Origin of the sequence: Geminocystis sp. NIES-3709, from assembly GCF_001548115.1 — a bacterium.
Taxonomy (GTDB): Bacteria; Cyanobacteriota; Cyanobacteriia; order Cyanobacteriales; family Cyanobacteriaceae; genus Geminocystis.
Genome location: NZ_AP014821.1, coordinates 3,768,829 through 3,789,063 on the forward strand (window position 1 = coordinate 3,768,829; position 20,235 = coordinate 3,789,063).

The 20,235-nt window shown below is 33.1% G+C and carries 14 protein-coding genes and 2 pseudogenes; 10 read left to right on the forward strand and 6 right to left on the reverse strand.

The features are described from left to right. Entirely contained in the window at nucleotides 1–2,664 is a 2,664-nt protein-coding gene (locus GM3709_RS16075; protein ID WP_066121169.1) for a PhoH family protein, read from the reverse strand. Nucleotides 2,665–2,807: 143 nt separating this feature from the next. Here GM3709_RS16075 and mtnA point away from each other — a divergent pair, with 143 nt between their 5' ends. Beyond that, nucleotides 2,808–3,926 carry an S-methyl-5-thioribose-1-phosphate isomerase gene (gene mtnA, locus GM3709_RS16080; RefSeq protein WP_066121170.1) on the forward strand — a complete coding sequence of 373 codons (1,119 nt, stop codon included), beginning with the start codon at nucleotides 2,808–2,810 and terminating at the stop codon, nucleotides 3,924–3,926. A gap of 157 nt (nucleotides 3,927–4,083) precedes the next feature. Here mtnA and GM3709_RS16085 read toward each other — a convergent pair whose 3' ends face one another. Continuing rightward, a complete protein-coding gene (locus GM3709_RS16085; RefSeq protein ID WP_158506759.1) occupies nucleotides 4,084–6,804 on the reverse strand; it encodes a hybrid sensor histidine kinase/response regulator in 2,721 nt (906 codons plus the stop codon). 342 nt (nucleotides 6,805–7,146) lie between these two features. After that, nucleotides 7,147–8,520 carry an NAD(P)/FAD-dependent oxidoreductase gene (locus tag GM3709_RS16090; RefSeq protein ID WP_066121174.1) on the reverse strand — a complete coding sequence of 458 codons (1,374 nt, stop codon included), beginning with the start codon at nucleotides 8,518–8,520 and terminating at the stop codon, nucleotides 7,147–7,149. A gap of 307 nt (nucleotides 8,521–8,827) precedes the next feature. On the opposite strand from GM3709_RS16090, the gene GM3709_RS16095 reads away from it, so the two are divergent. From GM3709_RS16095 to GM3709_RS19900, 6 genes and pseudogenes are all read left to right on the forward strand, one after another. Further along, nucleotides 8,828–9,628, forward strand: coding sequence for a MerR family transcriptional regulator (locus tag GM3709_RS16095; RefSeq protein WP_066121176.1), 801 nt, complete (start codon nucleotides 8,828–8,830; stop codon nucleotides 9,626–9,628). 219 nt (nucleotides 9,629–9,847) lie between these two features. Beyond that, nucleotides 9,848–11,086 carry a VWA domain-containing protein gene (locus GM3709_RS16100; protein ID WP_066121178.1) on the forward strand — a complete coding sequence of 413 codons (1,239 nt, stop codon included), beginning with the start codon at nucleotides 9,848–9,850 and terminating at the stop codon, nucleotides 11,084–11,086. 138 nt (nucleotides 11,087–11,224) lie between these two features. Then, a complete protein-coding gene (locus GM3709_RS16105; RefSeq protein WP_231937582.1) occupies nucleotides 11,225–11,704 on the forward strand; it encodes a hypothetical protein in 480 nt (159 codons plus the stop codon). A gap of 43 nt (nucleotides 11,705–11,747) precedes the next feature. After that, nucleotides 11,748–12,380, forward strand: a complete 633-nt coding sequence (locus GM3709_RS16110; RefSeq protein ID WP_066121180.1) for a hypothetical protein — start codon at nucleotides 11,748–11,750, stop codon at nucleotides 12,378–12,380. 181 nt (nucleotides 12,381–12,561) lie between these two features. Further along, entirely contained in the window at nucleotides 12,562–12,780 is a 219-nt protein-coding gene (locus GM3709_RS16115) for a hypothetical protein (RefSeq protein WP_066121182.1), read from the forward strand. After that, nucleotides 12,773–13,057, forward strand: a pseudogene (locus GM3709_RS19900) (type II toxin-antitoxin system YafQ family toxin). Before GM3709_RS16115 ends, GM3709_RS19900 begins: the two are co-directional and overlap by 8 nt. 368 nt (nucleotides 13,058–13,425) lie before the next feature. On the opposite strand, the gene GM3709_RS16125 reads toward GM3709_RS19900, so the two are convergent. Beyond that, a complete protein-coding gene (locus GM3709_RS16125) occupies nucleotides 13,426–15,231 on the reverse strand; it encodes a M48 family metallopeptidase (RefSeq protein WP_066121186.1) in 1,806 nt (601 codons plus the stop codon). Nucleotides 15,232–16,008: 777 nt separating this feature from the next. Further along, a pseudogene (locus tag GM3709_RS16140) lies at nucleotides 16,009–16,414 on the reverse strand (IS1 family transposase). A gap of 178 nt (nucleotides 16,415–16,592) precedes the next feature. Between GM3709_RS16140 and acnB the strand changes: the two are divergent. The 3 genes from acnB to GM3709_RS21730 all read left to right on the forward strand — a co-directional run bounded on the left by acnB (nucleotide 16,593) and on the right by GM3709_RS21730 (nucleotide 19,665). After that, entirely contained in the window at nucleotides 16,593–19,196 is a 2,604-nt protein-coding gene (acnB, locus tag GM3709_RS16145; protein WP_066121191.1) for a bifunctional aconitate hydratase 2/2-methylisocitrate dehydratase, read from the forward strand. Between the two features lie 36 nt (nucleotides 19,197–19,232). Then, nucleotides 19,233–19,355: a hypothetical protein gene (locus tag GM3709_RS21725; protein WP_255359669.1), complete on the forward strand. Its 123-nt coding sequence runs from the start codon at nucleotides 19,233–19,235 to the stop codon at nucleotides 19,353–19,355. Between the two features lie 184 nt (nucleotides 19,356–19,539). Further along, nucleotides 19,540–19,665: a hypothetical protein gene (locus GM3709_RS21730; RefSeq protein ID WP_255359670.1), complete on the forward strand. Its 126-nt coding sequence runs from the start codon at nucleotides 19,540–19,542 to the stop codon at nucleotides 19,663–19,665. 228 nt (nucleotides 19,666–19,893) lie between these two features. Here the strand turns inward: GM3709_RS21730 and GM3709_RS16155 are convergent, their stop codons facing one another. Next, nucleotides 19,894–20,205, reverse strand: a complete 312-nt coding sequence (locus GM3709_RS16155) for a hypothetical protein (RefSeq protein WP_066121195.1) — start codon at nucleotides 20,203–20,205, stop codon at nucleotides 19,894–19,896. Nucleotides 20,206–20,235: the final 30 nt, after the last annotated feature.

Genomic DNA, 20,235 nt, shown 5'->3' on the forward strand with positions numbered 1-20,235 from the left:
TTATAGTTGAGGTAATTTATTCAGAAAAGATTTACATAAAAGTTTTACTAATTCTCCTTCTTCAGTTAAAATGTCTGCAAAAGGAATTTTTCGTGAGGGTGATTGTTTCAAAAATTGTACTCTAATTCTCATTGCTTCATAGTTTAACCCTTTTTTTTCTAATTGTAAGGCGATTTCTTCTATTTCTATATCTCGATCGTAACCCCGATTATAAGCTCGATCGTGATAAAATAATAATACTGCTGACCATGATAAATTATTTGCGGTTAAAATTAGAGCTTTTAAGTCAGTAAATTTAATTGCATCTAAAGAAGATAATAATATTTGAATTAAAGATTGATTTTGACTTTGTTGTAAAAATTTGATTATTTCTCTTTGTATTTTAAAAATAGGCTTCATTTCTAAACCAGTTTTAAAATAAATATATTTTGCACCATAATATAAAACAATTATTTCTAAAAAATTACTTTTATTAAAAGATAGAATAACATGATCAAAATTGATGGCATCTAAAAATAAATCTTGACTTTCTGTTAACTCATCTATTGTGTAAACAATTTCCTCAATCACTTGCCACCAAGTTAACTTAAATTGTTGCCATTTTTGTCTTAAATTATCAGGAAAAAATCCCGTTTCTAACCATTTATATATATCATTATTAACAAGATTTCTAATAAACTTTTGTCGCCGTTGTTGGAGAGTAATTAAACTTTGTCCATTAACCTTTAATTCTTGTGCAAAACTTTCGGGAGTTATATTTTCTTGAATATCGAATAAAATCGATAACTTATAGGAATTTTCAGCCGTATTTTGTAACCAAGTCCATTCTTCTTCTGTAACTAAAATAGATTCATAATAACGCGCACGAGTTATAGCTGTGTACCATTGGAATAAGTCATCAAAACCTAACTGATTTTTATTTATTTCAAAAGGAAATAAGATTACTATAGCCTCAAATTCTTGTCCTTTTGCTTCTGAAATTGAGTAAATAATTATTTTTTCAGCTTTTTCTAATTCAACAATTTTTTCAGTTAAATCATGATCAGAAAAAGTTAATAAGTCTCTTTTTAAGAAGACAATTTCATTAAATGTTTCTATTTTTTCTTGTGAGTTGTCTTGATGTTCTAAACAATTTAACAAATTTTTCAACCAAGAGATATTTACTTTTATTAATTTTGGTTTTAGACCTTCATCATAACATTTATAAGGATCCCCGATGGGAGGTAGTTTTCTATTATTAAGTTGAATTTGTTTAATAAAAGCTTCTTCTAAAAAATATTTTGCCACAGAAGCAATTTGTTTTGTATTACGAAAATTTTGGCTTAATTTAATTTCTTCAAGTAATGTACGATGATGAAAATTTTGAGCAAAAATAGTTCTAAAATTTGCCCAAGAAAATCCTGAAATAATAACCCGTTGATTTTCGTCTCCTAAAATAATAACAGTGACTGATAAATTATAATTATTAGCTAAATCAAGAAATATTTTGAGTTGAAACCAGTAAAAATCTTGTACCTCATCAATGATTAACAAAATAGGTTTATTTTGAGTTAATGATTGAAACCATTGAATATTAGATAATAAATTTTTAAACGCTTTATTACTATAACTAAAAGCATCTCTACTACCAAAAATAGTAGCATTTTCTGGTCTCCATATTTTTCTTAAAAAATCAATTATATTTTTATAATTAGTAGTTAAAGCATCTTTATCTGTTAAAGGATAACTAAGACTTTCTCCAATAATAAATGATTGTAAAATACCATAGATATTAATATGATGATAGTTATTAATACCGTGATGTCGTTTTTGCAAATACTCTCGCATTATTTTACAACCCTGACTAGCCGTTAATGCAGGATAATTTTCTCCAGCAAGTTTTTGTATTAATTCATCACGACTGAATAAGGCTATATCATAATTTTGATTTTCTAAATTTTCTTGAAATTCGTCATCTAAAATAATTGCATCTGGATTTAAAGATTTAAGACAATGATAACCAAATTTTTTTAATGATTTATTAGGAGTAATAATTATGGGGAAAATATTTTCAGTGATAAGTTTATCTGCTAAAAAAAAAGCAAGAGTAGTTTTACCTGTTCCTGCAGTACCTTGAATTTGATATACTAAAGATTCCTTAGTTTTAAGATTTTTAATTAGCTGTTTTTGTTCAGAATTTAGGCAAGGGTTAAAACGATATTTTCCCTCTATAATAAAATCAATAATAGTTTCAGACTTAATTTGATTATCTATTAAAGAAGGAGATAGTTTATAATATCGATCAAAGTCTTGAAATTGAGTATCTTCCTCAATATTTTCGTGATTTTGATCGTCAATAATTAATTCTTCTAAATGAGTGTTTAATTCGGGAGAAAAATATTTAGGTAAATTTTGATAAACAGTTTCTCTTGAAGCGATACGATGAATAATTAAATAAGGATTTTCTGTGGAGCCAACGGTAAAAATAATGCGATAATCACCAATACGATAACGCCAAACTGTGGGTTTTCTTCCTTTTAATCTTTTAATATTGGGATATTCATGTAAATAAAGTCCTTCTAAACAGTCGATCGTCTGTGCTAATTTAGTTATATGAGAATAAAATATTTGGGGAGAATGCAAAACACTTTTAAATCCATTATCTGACAAATAAATATCCAACATAAATTTTTCCTAAATTACCAAATTTAAAATATTCAGATATAACTTATTTGTGTAAAACTGCTATTAAAATCTTAACTTCTTGGCGACATAATTAATAATTGATTAAACTAGAAAATGCTGTTTTTTTTGTCTAGTAATTTTCTATGAAAGTTAATGGGAAACCCTATCGCACAATTTGGCTACATCCCGATGATAGCAGTATTGTTCAAGTCATTGATCAACGTTATTTACCTCATCAATTCGTTATTGAAGATTTAGCAACTTTAGAGCAAGTTTGTACTGCGATCGAGCAAATGCACGTTCGTGGTGCTGGTGTAATTGGTGCATCGGCGGCTTACGGAATGTACATTGCAAGTTTAGAGGCGAAAAGAAATCAAATCACCAATATTCAAGAGTATATGCAGTGGGCAGGAGACAAATTAAAAGCCACTCGTCCTACTGCTGTAAATTTAGCATGGGCGGTTAATCGTCAACTCGAAAAAATTGTTACTTTAAATGATAATATAAATCTCATAGTGGAGAATAGTGCAAAAATTGCTCATATAGTTGCAGAAGAAGATGTTAATTTTTGTCAAAATATTGGAAAACATGGGGTTACACTAATTGAACAGATAAGCCAACAGAAGCAAGGAGAAACCGTTAACATCCTCACTCACTGTAACGCTGGTTGGTTAGGTTGTGTGGATAATGGTACCGCTACTTCTCCTATTTATGAAGCCCATAGAAAAGGTATTAAAGTTCATGTGTGGGTAGATGAAACTCGTCCTCGCAATCAAGGTTCGACTCTGACGGCTTGGGAGTTAGGAGAGCAAGGAGTTAACTATACGATTATCCCTGATAACGCAGGAGGACATCTTATGCAGAATGGCTTAGTCGATCTTGTAATCACAGGTAGCGATCGAACTACTTATACTGGAGATGTAGCAAATAAAATAGGTACATATTTAAAAGCGGTGGCGGCAAAAGATAATAATATCCCTTTTTACGTTGCATTAACTTATTCAGCTTTTGATTGGGAAATAAGTGACGGAGTAAAACAAATACCTATTGAACAACGAGACGCAAGAGAGGTTAAATATATTAAGGGATTGCATGATGGAGAAATTAAAGAGGTATTGGTGACTCCGGAAAATAGCCCTGCCGCTAACTACGGTTTTGATGTGACTCCTGCCAGATTGATTACGGGATTAATCACAGAAAGAGGAATTTGTCAACCTTGTGCCGAAGGAATTTTTAGTCTATATCCTGAAAAAGCAAAATAACCTAAGAGGTATCTAAATTTAGTGGTAAAAGAGAGAATATTTAAGTTAATAGGAGATAGTAGGAGAGATTAACTTAAACTATTTCCAAATTTATTTGATTTCTATTACTATTACTATTACTGTATTTTAGAATCAAGACTCGTTGTTTTTTTGTTGATTAATTTTTATTCCTAATATCTAAGAAGTTGTTCAAAATAGACTCTAATTTTGCTAACTTAATTGGTTTGGGTAAATAGTCTTTCATGCCCACATCTTGGCAAATTTTTTTATTCTCATCGTCATCATGGGCAGTCATGGCTATAATTATCGGTAAGTGTTCTGATGGTAGAATTTCATGAACTTTTTTTGTAGCAGTGATACCATCCATTTCGGGCATTTCTACATCCATAAAAATAATATCATAGGGTTTCATCTCGATCGAGTTTAAAACTTCTTTCCCATTGTTAGCAATATCTGCTGAATAACCTAACTTTTTCAGGAAATTTAAAATTAATTTTTGGTTGACTCTGTTATCTTCTGCCACTAAAATTTTTATTTCTTGAGATGACATTTTTTTTGTTTCCGTTAACTTTTCAACTGTTTTATTTAAAAGGGTAACAGGATTTTCTGAGGTTGATTCATAAATATATTCCAAAGACAAAAACTCTTGCAATTTCTCAAATATAATTGCCGTCACAAAGGGTTTACTCACAATATCATCACATCCAGAATATAAAATATCGTCTTTTTGTTCTATAAAAGCATGAGCAGTTAATGCTATGATTACAGGACAATAAGGGGAGTTGCGATAAGTTTCACGAATCAGTTTTGTCGCCTCATAACCATCCATTTCCGGCATACCTATATCCATCCAAATTAGATGAGGTTGCCAAATGTTTGTCACTTCGACAGCTTCTCTACCATTAACGGCTTCTTTAATATCAAAATTTAAAGGTTTTAATAATTTGCGTAATAGTAAACGATTTGGCTCATGATCATCCACTATTAAAATACGATAAATAGGAGTATTAGGTGCTAAACTAACTATTTTTTGACTAGCTAAAATTTTTCGATCGTGCAAAGAACAAACAGGAATAAAATTAATAGTAAAGTGAAATATTGTACCTTGATTCAATTCACTTTCTACTTGCATTTCTCCTCCCATTAATTGGGCAAATTGACGAGAAATTAATAAGCCTAAACCTGTACCTTGTTTTGATTTAATACCAGATTCTGTTTGAAAAAAAGGAGTAAAAAGTTTTGCTAACTCTTCTGTTTTCATTCCCACACCTGTATCTTTTACAGCAAAATAAAGTTGATTTTCTTTAACTAACTTTGCCATAAGAGTTATACTTCCTCTTTTTGTAAATTTAAGAGAATTACTAATTAAGTTCAATAAAATTTGTCTAAGTTTACTCTCATCACTAATAATAAATGAAGGTACATTATCTTCTATATTAAAAATCAAATCTATCTTTTTTTCTGTCGCTTTTATTTGCAACATAGATTTTAAAGAGTATAGTAATTCATGAAGATTAAATGCACTTTGATTAAAATTAATTTGTCCTGCTTCAATTTTTGATAATTCTAATACTTCATTAATTAAGGATAATAAATGTTCTCCACTATGAATAATAATGTTAAGATTATCTCTATTCTCTAAACTTAAATTATTATCATCTTTCATAAGTTGAGAAAAACCTAAAATTGCATTTAAGGGAGTCCGTAATTCATGACTCATATTTGATAAAAAAATACTCTTAGCTTGATTAGCTTTTTCAGCAGATTCTTTGGCTAAATTTAATTCTTTTGTTCGAGATAATATTTTTTCTTCTAATTCTTGATTAATTTTTTTTAGCTTATTTTCTTGACTAATTAAAGTATGAACTAAATCTGATAAACTAGAAGATAATAAAAGAATTTCATTTCTTCCTTGATAAAAAGAATTATTAGTCAGATTATTTGCTAAAGATACGGAGAGATTTCCTTTGCGAATTTGATCAGCTTCATAAGCAATATTCAGTAAAGGTTTAGTCATTTGTTGTGCAATTTTCCATCCTATCCATGAAAAAATTGTAGCCAATATTAATCCCCAAATTAAAATTTTTCTTTGCAAATCATCAGCAGGTTTAAAAGCAATAGCAGTGGGTTGTTTTACAAGAATATGCCATCCCAATCCGGTATAAGTTAAATAACCTTTATCTCGATGATGACTGATTAAATACTCTATTCCTTCAAAATTTTTTCTTTGAAATAAAGATATAGGTTTATTTAATTTTATATCAGGAATAATATTATCAATATTTTCTCCTTCTAGTTTTTCTTCCGAATCAAAGATAATTTTGCCTTTTTTATCAAGGATTAAAATTGCGATGCGTTTATCTTTAGGAATATTTATCATTAGGGTATTGCTGGTATCTTCTATCCATTGCCAACTAAGATGAGCTCCTAAAACCCCGATTAATTCATCTTTGGTGTTATATACTGGATGTGCTATATCTAAAAACCTTAAAGGTTCACCATTGGGAAGAGGTGGTAATTTGTTGGCGAGTAATTTAGCTAGATGCACATCTCCGATAAAACTTTCTTTTAAACCACCAGTAAACCAAGGACGCTGACTGACATTTTCTCCTTGTAAAATACTTTGGGTACTAACTTCTATTTTTCCCTCAGTATCAGCAAAGCCTATCCAAGCATAACCTTCATAACTTTTCTGTAATGTTTCTAACAAAAAACGACGATTATTTTTATATTGCCCTTCTTCACGAAATTCTGATAATATAGACATATTGCGAATATCAGTAAAACGACGGTGCATTAGTCGATCGAAGGTATTAACTAATTCACTGCTGATTTGTTGTAATAATAAGCCTTGATCTTCTTCTACTTTATTTCTCACAGATTCAGAAACAATAAAACTAAATAAAATAGACAGAAAAAAAATCGTCACCCCAAAAGAGAATCCTAATTTTTCTTTGAGAGTAAGATTAAGTGAAAATTTATCTAGTTTTGTCTTTAGAAAAGTAAGAAAATACATCAAACATAGAAGATATAATATCCTACTATTTTATTCTAGTTGTTCGATCGTGCAACATCAGAAAATTGAGAATTTTAAACTCTCATTGATTTCTGTTGTAGGTTTTATTTATCGTTGCTTTAGCCGACTTTTGCTATTAGCTGTGTAATCAAGTTGCACAAGGGGTGATCAATTAACACCGAAAACCTAATTCCTCATTCTCTGTTAAACTTTGACTGCTTCTTTTTCTGTTTCTGGGGAGGATGAAGGATAATATTTATTATTAAAGGATTTATTCATTAGGCTTGTCTCACTGATTTCTCCTGTAATTAATCTCGCACCCCTACCACGAGTAAGATAATTCCAACCCCATTGAACCATGACAACTAATTTACTGTCAAATTCAATTAAGTAGTAAATATGAGCAAATACCCAAACTATCCATGCTATAAACCCTGATAATTTCAGAAATCCCAGATCTACTACGGCATGATTGTCTCCAATTACCGCTAAACTGCCTTTGTCTTTGTATTCAAAAGGTGGGATGACTTCACCTTTAATTTTTCCTTTGACATATCTAGCCATATATAAACCCTGTGCCATCGCAACGGGGGCAATACCGGGGAGAGGTTTATTATCTTGATGGGAGAAATTGGCTAAGTCACCAACTACGAAAATATCAGGATGATTTTTGATACTTAAATCTGACTCAACTATAATTCTACCAGCTCGATCGGTTTGAGCATTAGTTCTTTTGGCGATCGCATTTGCTAAACTAGAGGCTTTTACCCCCGCCGCCCATAAAATTGTCCTTGCTTTAATCACATCCTCTTTTTCACCGTGACGAATATTTACCCTACTTTTCTCAATGTTTGTCACCATGCGATTAGTTAAAACTGTTACCCCTAATTTTTCTAAAGATTCTTGAGCTTTTTGAGATAAATCTTCAGGATAAGGGGGTAGTATCCTATTCATTCCCTCAATCAGCAGAATTTTAGCCTTGGTGGTGTCTATTTCCCTAAAATCGTCTTTAATGATCCTATGGGCAATTTCGGCGATCGCACCAGCTAATTCAACGCCTGTAGCGCCACCACCGACAATCACAAAAGTTAACCATTCCTCTTTTTCTTGGGGAGATGACACTTTTTCCGCTTCCTCAAACGCAAGGAAGATTTTACGACGAATATCAAGGGCATTTTCGATACTTTTTAATCCGGGTGCATCATTTTCCCAATGATCATTACCAAAATAGTGATGACTAACTCCTGTACCAATAATAAGATAATCATAGTCAAGGATACCCTCACGCATAATAACCTGTTTTAGCTCAGGTTCAATATCGATAACTTCATCTAAAATAACATGAGTGTTCTTATTTCTACCGACAATTAATCGCAAAGGAGAACAAATTTCCGCAGGAGATAAACTACCCGTTGCCACCTGATACAAAAGAGGTTGAAAAAGATGAAAATTGCGCTTATCTATGAGAGTTACCTTGACAGGGGCATTTCCTAACTCTTTAGCCGCATATAAACCGGCAAAACCTCCTCCAACTATTACCACATGAGGCTCATTTGATTGTTGATGAAAATTGTACATACTCACTTTAATCCTTTCTAGCTGTTATACAAAGCCCGATCTTAATCGATCGATCAGTAGTAGATTATCGAATTAATCAAAACTTTAGAGTAATAACTCATACATTTCAGTAAATAAGCTCAGAGGCATCTAAATTTAGTGTTGATGATAAGCAAGAGGCAAAAAGCCAACAAATAAGAGTTTCATCAATTTATTTTGAAAGATTTTCGAGTTATTCCGCAGACTCTACTTAGAAAGATGATGGAAGGCATTTTTTGCATATTAAAATGATATTGACGTTTTAAAAAGTAAGTGTTATAGTAAAGCTATGGACTTAGAAACAATAAAAAACAAGAATAAAAAATGGTCAATTGATGAATTTGTGGAGGTAGCAAATCGGTTATTGCCCCTTTATCTTCCTGATATTAGAGGGAATACCAAAGTTACAGAAGAAATTAACATTCGTTTAGTACGAAGTTACACCAGTCAAAAATTGATGGATGAGCCTATTCGTCAAAATCGTTATGCTTTTTATACCTATCGTCATCTTTTACAGTTATTATTGGTCAAACGTTTATTAAGTGATGGTATCGGTACAACGGCGATTAATGATTTACTAACTTCAAAAACTAATGAGGAGTTAAAAGGTTTATTAATTGGAGGTATTCAGATTCATATTACTACGGCTCATCCTTCCTTAACTCAGACAAGTCAAAAGTTTAGCAGTAATTCAACCATCCCAACTAACCAAGATTCTAGCAGTAATTCCGCTTTAGACTTTCTCGCTGATTTAAAAGGGAAAAGAAGTCAATCACCCTCAACTCTGACAGGAGAAACAAAACGAAATAAATTTAACTCATCTAATCCGAACAAGAATACTATGTCTGCATCAAGTGATGACGATAATGAGGGTATGTCTGCGTTGAATGAGGGATTTGATCAGGATAGTAATGTCTCTCGCAGTTCACAGGTTTCATCTATGGGTGATAAGGAAGAAAATTGGACTCGTTTAAGGGTTTTAGATGGCTTGGAATTACATATTCGTGATGATTTTATTTATCCCAATAGTATCAAGGAGCGAGAGTCTTTAATACAACTTTTCGGCAATATTTTCAGTAAGCGGTGCTGAAAAAGTCTTTTCGTGAGGGTAGGCAATAAGCAAGAGTTTTAATAATTTTCATCGTTAAGATTTGAGTTTATAAACGGATGAGACGTCTCCAGTTTTTTACTTAAAATTGCTAAAACTGCGGATTTTTTTGTTAATGTATTATGTCTCATCTCTTGATTTTAGACGCCTTTTGACTCCCGACAGCAAAACCTAAGTAAATTTTTCATTCATGAGACAATTATGAGCAATGTTAAGCCTCAAGTGCAATTTATCTGTTTAAGGGATGCTATTTCATCGGATAGCGTAACGAATCTCGATGTGATTGTGAGAATCACTGTGCCTGAAATCCCGACTAATCGACAACGCCCGACTCTTAATTTAGGGTTGGTAATCGATCGATCGGGCTCAATGGGTGGTGATAAAATTAAGTATGCCCGTCAAGCGGCTATCTATGCAGTGCAACAATTATCGGAGTCGGACAGAATCAGTGTTACCATCTATGATGATCAAGTAGAAGTTATTATTCCCTCTCAAAAAGCCACTGACAAACAGAATATCATTAATCGAATTAATAGTATCACTCCTCGCAATATGACGGCGTTGTATGATGGTTGGTTAGAAGGGGCGACTCAGGTGAGTAAATATCTGCAACCCGAACATTTAAACCGTGTGATTCTCTTATCCGATGGCTTGGCAAATGTGGGAGAAACGAATCCTGATGTGATTGGAAATGACGTTAATGGGTTGAGTAAACGGGGTGTTAGCACTACGACAATGGGCATTGGCGATGATTTTAATGAGGATTTGATGCAAGGAATGGCTTTATCTGGGGATGGTAATTATTACTTTATCCAAAATCCAGATCAGTTACCAAGTATCTTCAATACTGAGTTACAGGGGATTATGGCAACCATTGGGCAAAAAGTCAGTTTAGGCATTAAATCTTTTTCTCCTGTGGAATTGGTGGATGTGTTTAATGATTTGGAAAAAACCGAATATGGGCGTTATAAATTACCGAATCTCATGGCAGGAAATCAAGTTGATGTGGTATTGCGGTTAAAAGTGCCTCCCATGTCAGAATCAGCACCTCTTATCAAATTCCGATTAGCCTATGATGACAGTGAAACCCAGTCAAGAAAAGTATCTAATCATCAGTTACAGTTGCCTGTAGTTAACTCTGCTCAGTTGAATAATTATCCTTTTAATGAGGAGGTAAAGGCAAAAGTTGCTCAGTTAATGGCTTCACGGGCAAAAGAAGAAGCGGTAAGAAGTCTTGATAGAGGTGATATACGGGGTACAAGAGAGCGTTTACAGGAGGCAAAAGAAGAAATGATGGCTTCTGGGGTAGCGTTTGATTTCATAGCACCTCAAATGGCGGAAATGGATGATTTATTGGTGGATTTAGAAAGGGGTGAAAGTAAATCCATGAGGAAAAAAGCCCAATATCAAAATTATAACCAACGCCGTAGCCGTCCATAAAGTTCGATCGCACAGCGTGCCTTTGGCATCGTACTAAGCCCTTCGGGGCTTCATCAATAAAAATATTAAGGGCAAACTGCATAAATCTTCAAAATGAATAGTATAAGTAAGTAGAACTAAAATGGAGATGTTAATATCATGATTAATTTGGAACGTCTTTTATGGACAAAAAATGTTAGGCCTAGTAATGTTACATGGGCTTATATGGAGTATGGAGTCGGACAACTATTCAAATTAGGATGGAAAGACAAACAAGACAACGCCGATTATTTTAATGCCGATCGACCCGTAAGAAATGATTTAATTTTACTGAGACAACATGGTTATGTAAGCCACTTAGTGAAAGTGTTAAATCGTCAACCTGAATATGAAGATTTTAAAGGCAATCCTATCATCTATCGTATTGTGGAAATTGTTTGGAAAATCGATAGTATTGAATCTCCCTCGGAAAATTATAAAGCGGATAAAGTTTTTGATTTTCCAGAAGTTCTTAAGTTTATGGGTGGCAATACAATGAAATTAGAAGAGTTACCTACTTTTAAAGAGGCGTGGAATCATAGAGGAGGTATATCAGCATTTCAAAGTCATATTCAGTCACAATTACAGCTAGTAGCTTAACACCTTGAATAAATATTAACGACATAGTGCATAAATTATCAAAATGAATAGAGTAAATAAGCAAGATTATATTTGTACTGCAAAGAAATCACCCAACAACTGTAAAAGCAAAACAGGTTCTCTGGATAAAAGTAGTCTAAAATTTTTAGTCGATAAATATATGGATGAATATAGAGATTGTTACAAACAGGAAGATCAATGGTGGGGAGACAAAACTTTAAGTTGGGAAAAAGCAATAGAAACGGCTTGGAAGTCTCGTTTTGCCAACGGGAAAATGCACCCTCATCAGTATCGGGTTGGCGAAAAGAAACTCGACAAAGGTCTTCAAGTTTGTTTGAGACATAACAGAAAATGTGACAGTTTCAATGACTTTCACGATATTTATTGTTGGATCGAGTCCATTTGCAAAAATACTGACGGTATTGGCTCTCTTACAACCTATGACATTGCCCGAAGATTAGGAGCATGGTTGGGTAAGCAACCTGAAATAGTTTATCTACACGCTGGATCGATGAAAGGTGCAAAGAAATTGGGTATTAAAGGCGAGACAGTCTCTTTAAATGATTTTCCACCAGAGATTCAAGAATTAGGGGCTACTCATGCCGAGAACTTTCTCTGTATTTATAAAGAAAGATTGTCTGTAGTTATTTCTGATTCGTATGTTAACCGATGCTAATTTGGAGGGGATTATTGTTATCCATGAAAATACCACAATAGAAATCCCTGAAGAATAGTATTTTGGAGGTAATCGACTTTTATGGGAGGATGTTGGATCGAGTTTTTGGGGTAGAGTTCGATCGAGCTTTGATTTTATATATAATAAACTTAGTTTTTAATGGTCAAGAGGAAAAACTACAATGTCACAAACCATCCAGTTTGGTCAAATTTTAGAGATGATTGATTATCTTTCTCTGGATGAACAAGATGACTTAATCAATATTATTCGACATAGACAAATTGAGAAAAGACGAGAAGAAATTGCTCGAAATATTACTCAAGCCCGTCAAGATTATCAACAAGGAGACGTATTTCGAGGAGATGTTGATGATATTATTGCTGAATTGAATAATGACTAAATTAATCCTCACCCCATCTTTTAAACGAGCTTTTAAAACTGTTATTAAAAGAAAACCAGAGTTAAAGCCTAAAATAGAATTGAAATTAAAATTACTAGCGGATAATCCTTATAATCCTATATTACGCACTCACAAATTGAAAGGAAGATTATCAGGGGCTTAGGCTTGTAACGTTGAATATGATTGTCGTATTGTATTTTGTTTTGAGCATAATCAAGAAACCTTAGAAGAAGAAATTAATTTAATTGATATTGGGACTCATGATGAGGTTTATTAGTTACGATCGCATTTTTGTAGGGAGAGTTCGATCGACTTTGTGGGGTAGATTTCGATGTACCTAAAAAAATGATAAAATATTAGCACTAAGTGAAACTTGTAAGTATCAAAATATAGATAAGATGAAAACCAGCTTTTAGTGATTTAAGGGTGTTGATTTAAGGTTCGATCGCATTTCGTAAGAAAACTAAGTTTCTGGTATCCTAAAAATAAATCTGTAAGGAAAAAAGACAATGAATATCAAAGTTATTGTTTGGCAAAAAAATGATGTTTCCTGTGCTTTGGTATTTTAAAAGATATTCTTAAAAATACGGGATTCACTGAAGATGATATTTAAAAAGCGATCGTACAATCAATTTTAACGTTTAACTACTTTTTATTCTGACTATTTTTAGTTAAATACTTATTAGCCCAACCATAAAGTTTAGCATCTTTTTTAAGTAAATCTTTAGCTATTTGTATCCTCTTTTCTTTGTTTTTCATTCTTTCTAAAGATTTCTTAATTTCAGCATTAATAGACTCATGAGAAGCTCCCCGTTTTTCAGCTTCTCTAAACCATCTTTCTCCTTCATAACGATCATAACGATCAAAACAAATAGCTCCCATTAAAGTATAAGGATGATGACTATTAGGTTGATATTCGATCGCTTTTCTCGCACATTTTTCTGCATCATCTAATTGATTAAGATCCCGAAATGCACCGCCTCTAGTAGTAAGAATAGCTGATTTTAATTTATTTTCTTTTATTTTATCAAAGTTAATATTTTCAGTAGCATTTAAAGCCTTTTTAGGCTCATCAGCTTTACGCCAATGACTACTAATATTAGGAAGATTCCATTTATTACCAGTTTTTTGATAATCTGCTTCATAAAATTCAGCTTCAATCGTATTAAAACAAATATAAATTTTACTATCAGAATAAAATAAATTTTTATCTTGTAAATAAGCTATATCTACAGCATCTAAACGTTGATTTTGAGCCAGTTTTTGGAGAATAAAATATAATTGACTTTCTGGAGAATTGTCAGTGAAACTTTGAATTTCATATTGAGTTTTTAACTTGGTAAAGTATTTAGTTTTGCCTAATTTTATCACATCATTTCTCTGATTTTTTTCAATCCACTTCAATTCACTTTGATTTAATTCTTCTCCTATTCCTATTTTATTAATCAGAAAATTAGTGTAATTTTCCATTGCAATATTAATAGTTTCTGTTAATTTTCTCTTTTTCAAAAAATTAAGATCATTCTCAGGTAAAGGAATATTTAAATGAATTTTTTTGAGAACTTTATATAAATTACTTGATGGGGATAAATCTTCAATTTCTGTGGCTTTATACTTAAATTTCAAGGCTACAAAATCAGCAATAATTATTGTATCATTAAGATTATTTGATGTTAACCAATTAAGTTCATGAGTTTTTAATAATTGACCACTTTCAAGATTATTTAACATTTGGTATAAAATACTATTGAGAGAATTTTCTGAAGAAGAAATAGCCTGATATTTTTCCTTAAGTTTAATAAATTTTTCCTCTCGTTTTTTCAGTTGTAACTCATAAGTTTTTAACACATAAATAAGATTATTTTGTTTTAGAAATTTAAGATTCTTATCCGTTAATTGTATATCACTCTCTAATTTTTTCAAAATACTATATAAAGGATCATTAGGTGAAATATTAAAATATTCGAGCACCTTATATTGTTTTTTAAGTTTGAGAAAATCTAATACTTTAATAAACTTACTTTCATCTAATCTATTTGATTTTAGATAATCGATTTCTGTTTGTTTCAATTCACTTCCTGAGTCAAGTTTTAGTAAAATAGAGGATAGAATATTTTTAAATGTTTTTATCGCATATTCTATACTGAATTTATGTTTATATTCTAAAATCTCACTAGGAGTTATACTGAATAAAAAACTAAACTTATTATAAACAGGAGTAAATAATTCCTTTGCTAAATTTTCTATATTTTTGTCTTTAGTATCTTTTTTTTCCTTTAGTAATTCATAGATTTTAGGATCATTTTCTTTCAAGTAGTTCCAATCAGTATTGTTTAATAAATTTATATCTATTTCAGCTTTATTTAAAATGAAATATAAATAGGTATTATTGTTTTCTTGGGAAATATTATATTTAGTTTTAAGTTCAGTAAAATTTTGTTTATTAACCATATTAATCAAAAAAAAGTCACTTACAATACATTTTGTCTTAATAAAATAGCATATTCTAGTAATTTATTTATTCTAATTAATCGGAAATTAACTCTTGTAAATCTCGGTCACGAAGTGGTGCTGTTCGATCGTATCTCATGAAACTATATCTAAAAAGCGATCGCACACCTAACTCCACCTAAAGTTTGATCGCACTCCTAACTCCCCACAAAAAGCGATATTCTCTAAATTGAATATTCCATTTCACCAGAACGAATTTTCAAATTAGCTTTGTATTTTGTCTTGAATTTTTTTTGTTCATTTTGAACTTGTGTAGAGTTTAAAGGACACCTAGTACAACAAATAATACAATTTATTTGGTAAGAGGTTATAGAAGAACATTGCTGTTTAATATAATTTATACTATCAATTAGTTGCGTAATTGCTTTTGCTACATCATTACCTTTAAGTTCAATAAATACTAAAAGTAAATCTGATTGTTTATAGCAATTCTCATTTTGGTGAGGTACAAAATTGTCGTTGAAAGGCAAGAGGCAATAGAAAAAATGTACCTCATAATTTAAAAAAATGCTATATATTGATAAATTAAATAGTGGAGATACAGCAAGTAATAGAAGAACAAAAAAAAGATCAAAGGTGCGTGAACAGTCAATAAAGTATGCTGATATTTATAGTGAAAATAATTTTGTTAAATCTATTAAGTCTTTTATTTATACTAATGAAAATTCTGAACCGATAGAAATAAAAAAAGGGCATTGCTGAATTAAGGTATGATTGTTAGATAAAGCGATCGCCTTTGGCGGCACTGCACGATCGCACCTCACCTCGATAAGGTATGGGAATATCTTGGAATTTAAAATAATGAATCAAAAAGTGAGATTGAATATTTCAGCATTTCGACAGACTTGGAATAGCAAAGGGTTTTTCCCTGTAATCTGGCTAGATAGTGCCTCAATCTCGTATTTTCTCCTTCAACCCTTGTCATATAAGTTTTACTGATGATTTGGTCCCCCTCTGGGATAAAATTAGGATATACCTTCCAACCATCAGTTACATAAAAATAACAATTCCATGGTTGTGGATTAATAAACTGTCTACCACAATCAACACAAAGATGATTTTGCTTTCCTCTTTTCATTCCATTTTTGTTAATGTGCATAGAACTGCACTCGGGGCATTTGATCATTTTTTGATTTCTAATAAATTTGCTCGCTTTATCTTAAAATCATACCTTAATTCAGCAACGCCTAATTTCTCTCAAAAACTTTAATCTTCCTGATAGAGTTGATACAAAACCCCAATTCATGACCTTGATATGCTTAAAATAGTAAATTATTGTAACAAATATAAGCATAAATACTATGACTTGGTTAGAAACATATCATCAACACGCAGAAGAAAGAGCCAAATTGGGCATTCCCCCCTTACCCCTTAACGCCGAACAAACATCCCATCTGTGCGAAATGTTGCAGAATCCCTCTGAGGGATTAAAAGAAGAATTAATGATGTTACTCCGTGACAGAATCCCCCCCGGAGTCGATGAAGCATCCTACGTTAAAGCAGGATTTTTAACAGCAGTGGCAAAAGGTGAATTAACCTCTCCTATAATCTCCCCTCAAGGTGCTGTCAGCCTTTTAGGTACAATGATGGGTGGTTACAACGTACAATCTCTCATCAGCTTATTAAAATCCAAAGATAGCAATGTTGCCCTCGAAGCCGCTAACGCATTAAGCAAAACCCTTTTAGTTTTTGATGCCTTTAACGATGTATTAGAATTATCGGATATTAACCCCTACGCTAAACAAGTAATTGACGCATGGGCAAATGGTGCATGGTTTATCAGTAAGCCCAAAGTACCTGAATCCATTACCGTGACGGTGTTTAAAGTGTCGGGAGAAACCAACACCGATGACTTATCTCCTGCCCCCCATGCCACCACTCGCCCGGATATTCCCCTACACGCCCTCGCAATGTTAGAGTCGAGAATGCCAGACGGGTTAGAAACGATCGCCAAATTAAAAGAAAAAGGACACCCTGTGGCTTATGTCGGTGACGTAGTGGGAACAGGTTCTTCTCGTAAGTCTGCAATCAATTCCGTATTATGGCACATTGGTAATGAAATTCCTTTTGTACCCAATAAGAAGGGGGGCGGTTATGTATTAGGAGGCAAGATTGCACCTATCTTCTTCAACACTGCTGAAGATTCTGGGGCGTTACCCATCGAGTGCGATGTCAACAAGCTCAACACTGGGGATGTCATCACCATTTACCCCTATGAGGGCAAAATCACCAACGAAAAGGGCGAAACCATTACCACCTTTACCCTCAAGCCTGAAACCATTTTAGACGAAGTGAGAGCAGGAGGACGTATTCCCTTATTAATTGGCAGGGCTTTAACCGATAAAACCCGTCAAGCATTAGGATTAGAATCTAGTAACTTATTTGTAAGACCTATTGCTCCTGCTGATACTGGTAAAGGGTTTACTTTGGCTCAAAAAATGGTGGGTAAAGCCTGTGGTGTAGAAGGAATCAGCCCCAGCACTTCCTGCGAACCGATTATGACTACTGTTGGCTCTCAGGATACCACAGGACCAATGACTCGTGATGAATTAAAAGAATTGGCTTGTTTAGGTTTCAATGCTGACTTAACCTTACAAACCTTCTGTCATACCGCCGCCTATCCCAAACCCGTTGACATCAAAACCCACAAAGAATTACCAGATTTCTTCTCAAACAGAGGAGGAGTTGCTTTACGTCCGGGGGATGGTATCATTCACTCGTGGTTAAACCGTATGTTATTGCCTGATACTGTCGGCACTGGGGGCGATTCCCATACCCGTTTTCCCCTTGGTATTTCTTTCCCCGCAGGTTCAGGTTTAGTGGCATTTGCGGCAGCTTTAGGAGCTATGCCTTTAGATATGCCTGAGTCGGTGTTAGTCAAATTCACGGGAGAATTGCAACCAGGTGTGACTTTACGAGACATCGTTAACGCTATCCCTTGGGTAGCAATGCAGGAAGGCAAATTAACCTATGGTAAGGGGGATAAAATTAACGTCTTTAATGGGCGTATCATGGAAATGGAAGGCTTACCCGACTTAAAAGTTGAACAGGCTTTCGAGTTAACCGACGCTACGGCAGAGCGTTCTTGTTCTGGTAGTACAATTAAACTCAGTGAGGAAACGGTAGCGGAATATTTGCGATCGAATGTTAGCTTAATGAAGAATATGATTGCACGGGGTTATCAAGATGCTCGTACTTTATTACGCCGTATTGCCAAGATGGAAGAATGGTTAGCGAATCCTTCTCTCATGTCTGCGGATGAAAATGCCGAATATGCAGATATTATCACCGTCAACTTGAGTGAAATTAAAGAGCCGATCGTCGCGGCTCCCAATGATCCTGATAATGTTAAACTTATGAGCGAGTGTGCAGGTGATAAAGTTGACGAAGTGTTTATCGGTTCTTGTATGACAAATATCGGACATTATCGTGCGGCGGCGAAAATCCTTGAGGGTGCAGGTACTGTTAAAGGGCGTTTATGGGTATGTCCTCCGACTCGCATGGATGAATCACAGTTACGCAATGAAGGGGTTTACGATGTTTTTGTCGCTTCGGGTGCAAGAACTGAAATGCCGGGGTGTTCTCTGTGTATGGGGAATCAAGCGCGTGTGGAAGATAATGCAACTGTATTTTCTACTTCTACCCGTAATTTTAATAACCGTATGGGTAAAGGTGCAAGAGTGTATCTCGGTAGTGCTGAGTTAGCCGCCGTTTGTGCTTTATTGGGCAAAATTCCCACTGTAGAGGAGTATATGTCGATCGTATCTGAAAAAATCGATCCTTTTAAGGGCGAATTATACCGTTACTTAAACTTCAATGAAATTGATAATTTTGAAGATGAAGGGCGAGTAATTGCTTTAGAAGATATGCCGAAAATCGAAGACATTTTAGGAATACCAGTATAATTGTAGGGTGGGCAATGCCCACCATTATTTTTAGTTATGGGAAAAAGTCACTTTAAAAAAGCAATTTTATCTTTACAAACTCGAATTAACGAACATCAAGAAAAAATTAGATTAGAATTAAAGAAAGATTATCCAGATCAAGGATTAATGAAACATTAGCAAAAGGAAGTCAAAGCCTTTGAGAAGGGAATTGAACAAGCATTAAAAAGATTGGGGAAAAAATAATGCAACTAACTGAAAAAAAAAACATATCAAAAGCTCAACCTTAAACCATTTAATTATTGAGTTAAAGGAAGAATGTCAAACAGTCATTTCTTTAATTAATCAACTAGAAATTTCAGAATTGAGCGATCGACAAAACGGTAAAATTTTATCAGAATTATTAGTATCTTCTATTTATTTAGATAGTCATTGTAATAAAAATTTTCAAGATTTAATTTCCGATGAATTAGAAACTTTGCATGACTAATAATTGTCTCCGAGAAAATCGATCTTTCAAAGATGAATTATACTGTTATCTCAATTATCTCAATTTTGACAAAATTGCAGATTTTGAGTGTTTTTGATGAGTTGTTTCAATAGACAATATGTCTAAATTTGAAACGCTTTTAGTTAAACGTTATAAGTGAGATGGGTCTTTGATGGATTCACCTTTGTTTAAGTTATCTATAGCGTTTATCTAAATAGTAAGGTACACCTATTTCTTAATAGCAATGGGTTTGACTCTGCTCTGGAGTACCTCATAAATATAAGAATTGCTATATTTAATTTCAACAACAGCGAAATTGCCATTGCCATCGGTAAAAATTAAATCTCCTAAACCAGAATCTGATCTTCCAGATTCTACTTCCCATTCATCTTCAACGACAAAAGGATATTTAGGCAGTAATTGGTCACTATTTAGTAATAATTTTTGTTTTAATAAAAATTCATCATTTTTATCCCAATTACGATTTTTTATGTAAGTACGAATTACTTGATCTCTGTATTTAATTTCATTTATGTTCATATAATATTAATTAAAATCATATCAAAAAGG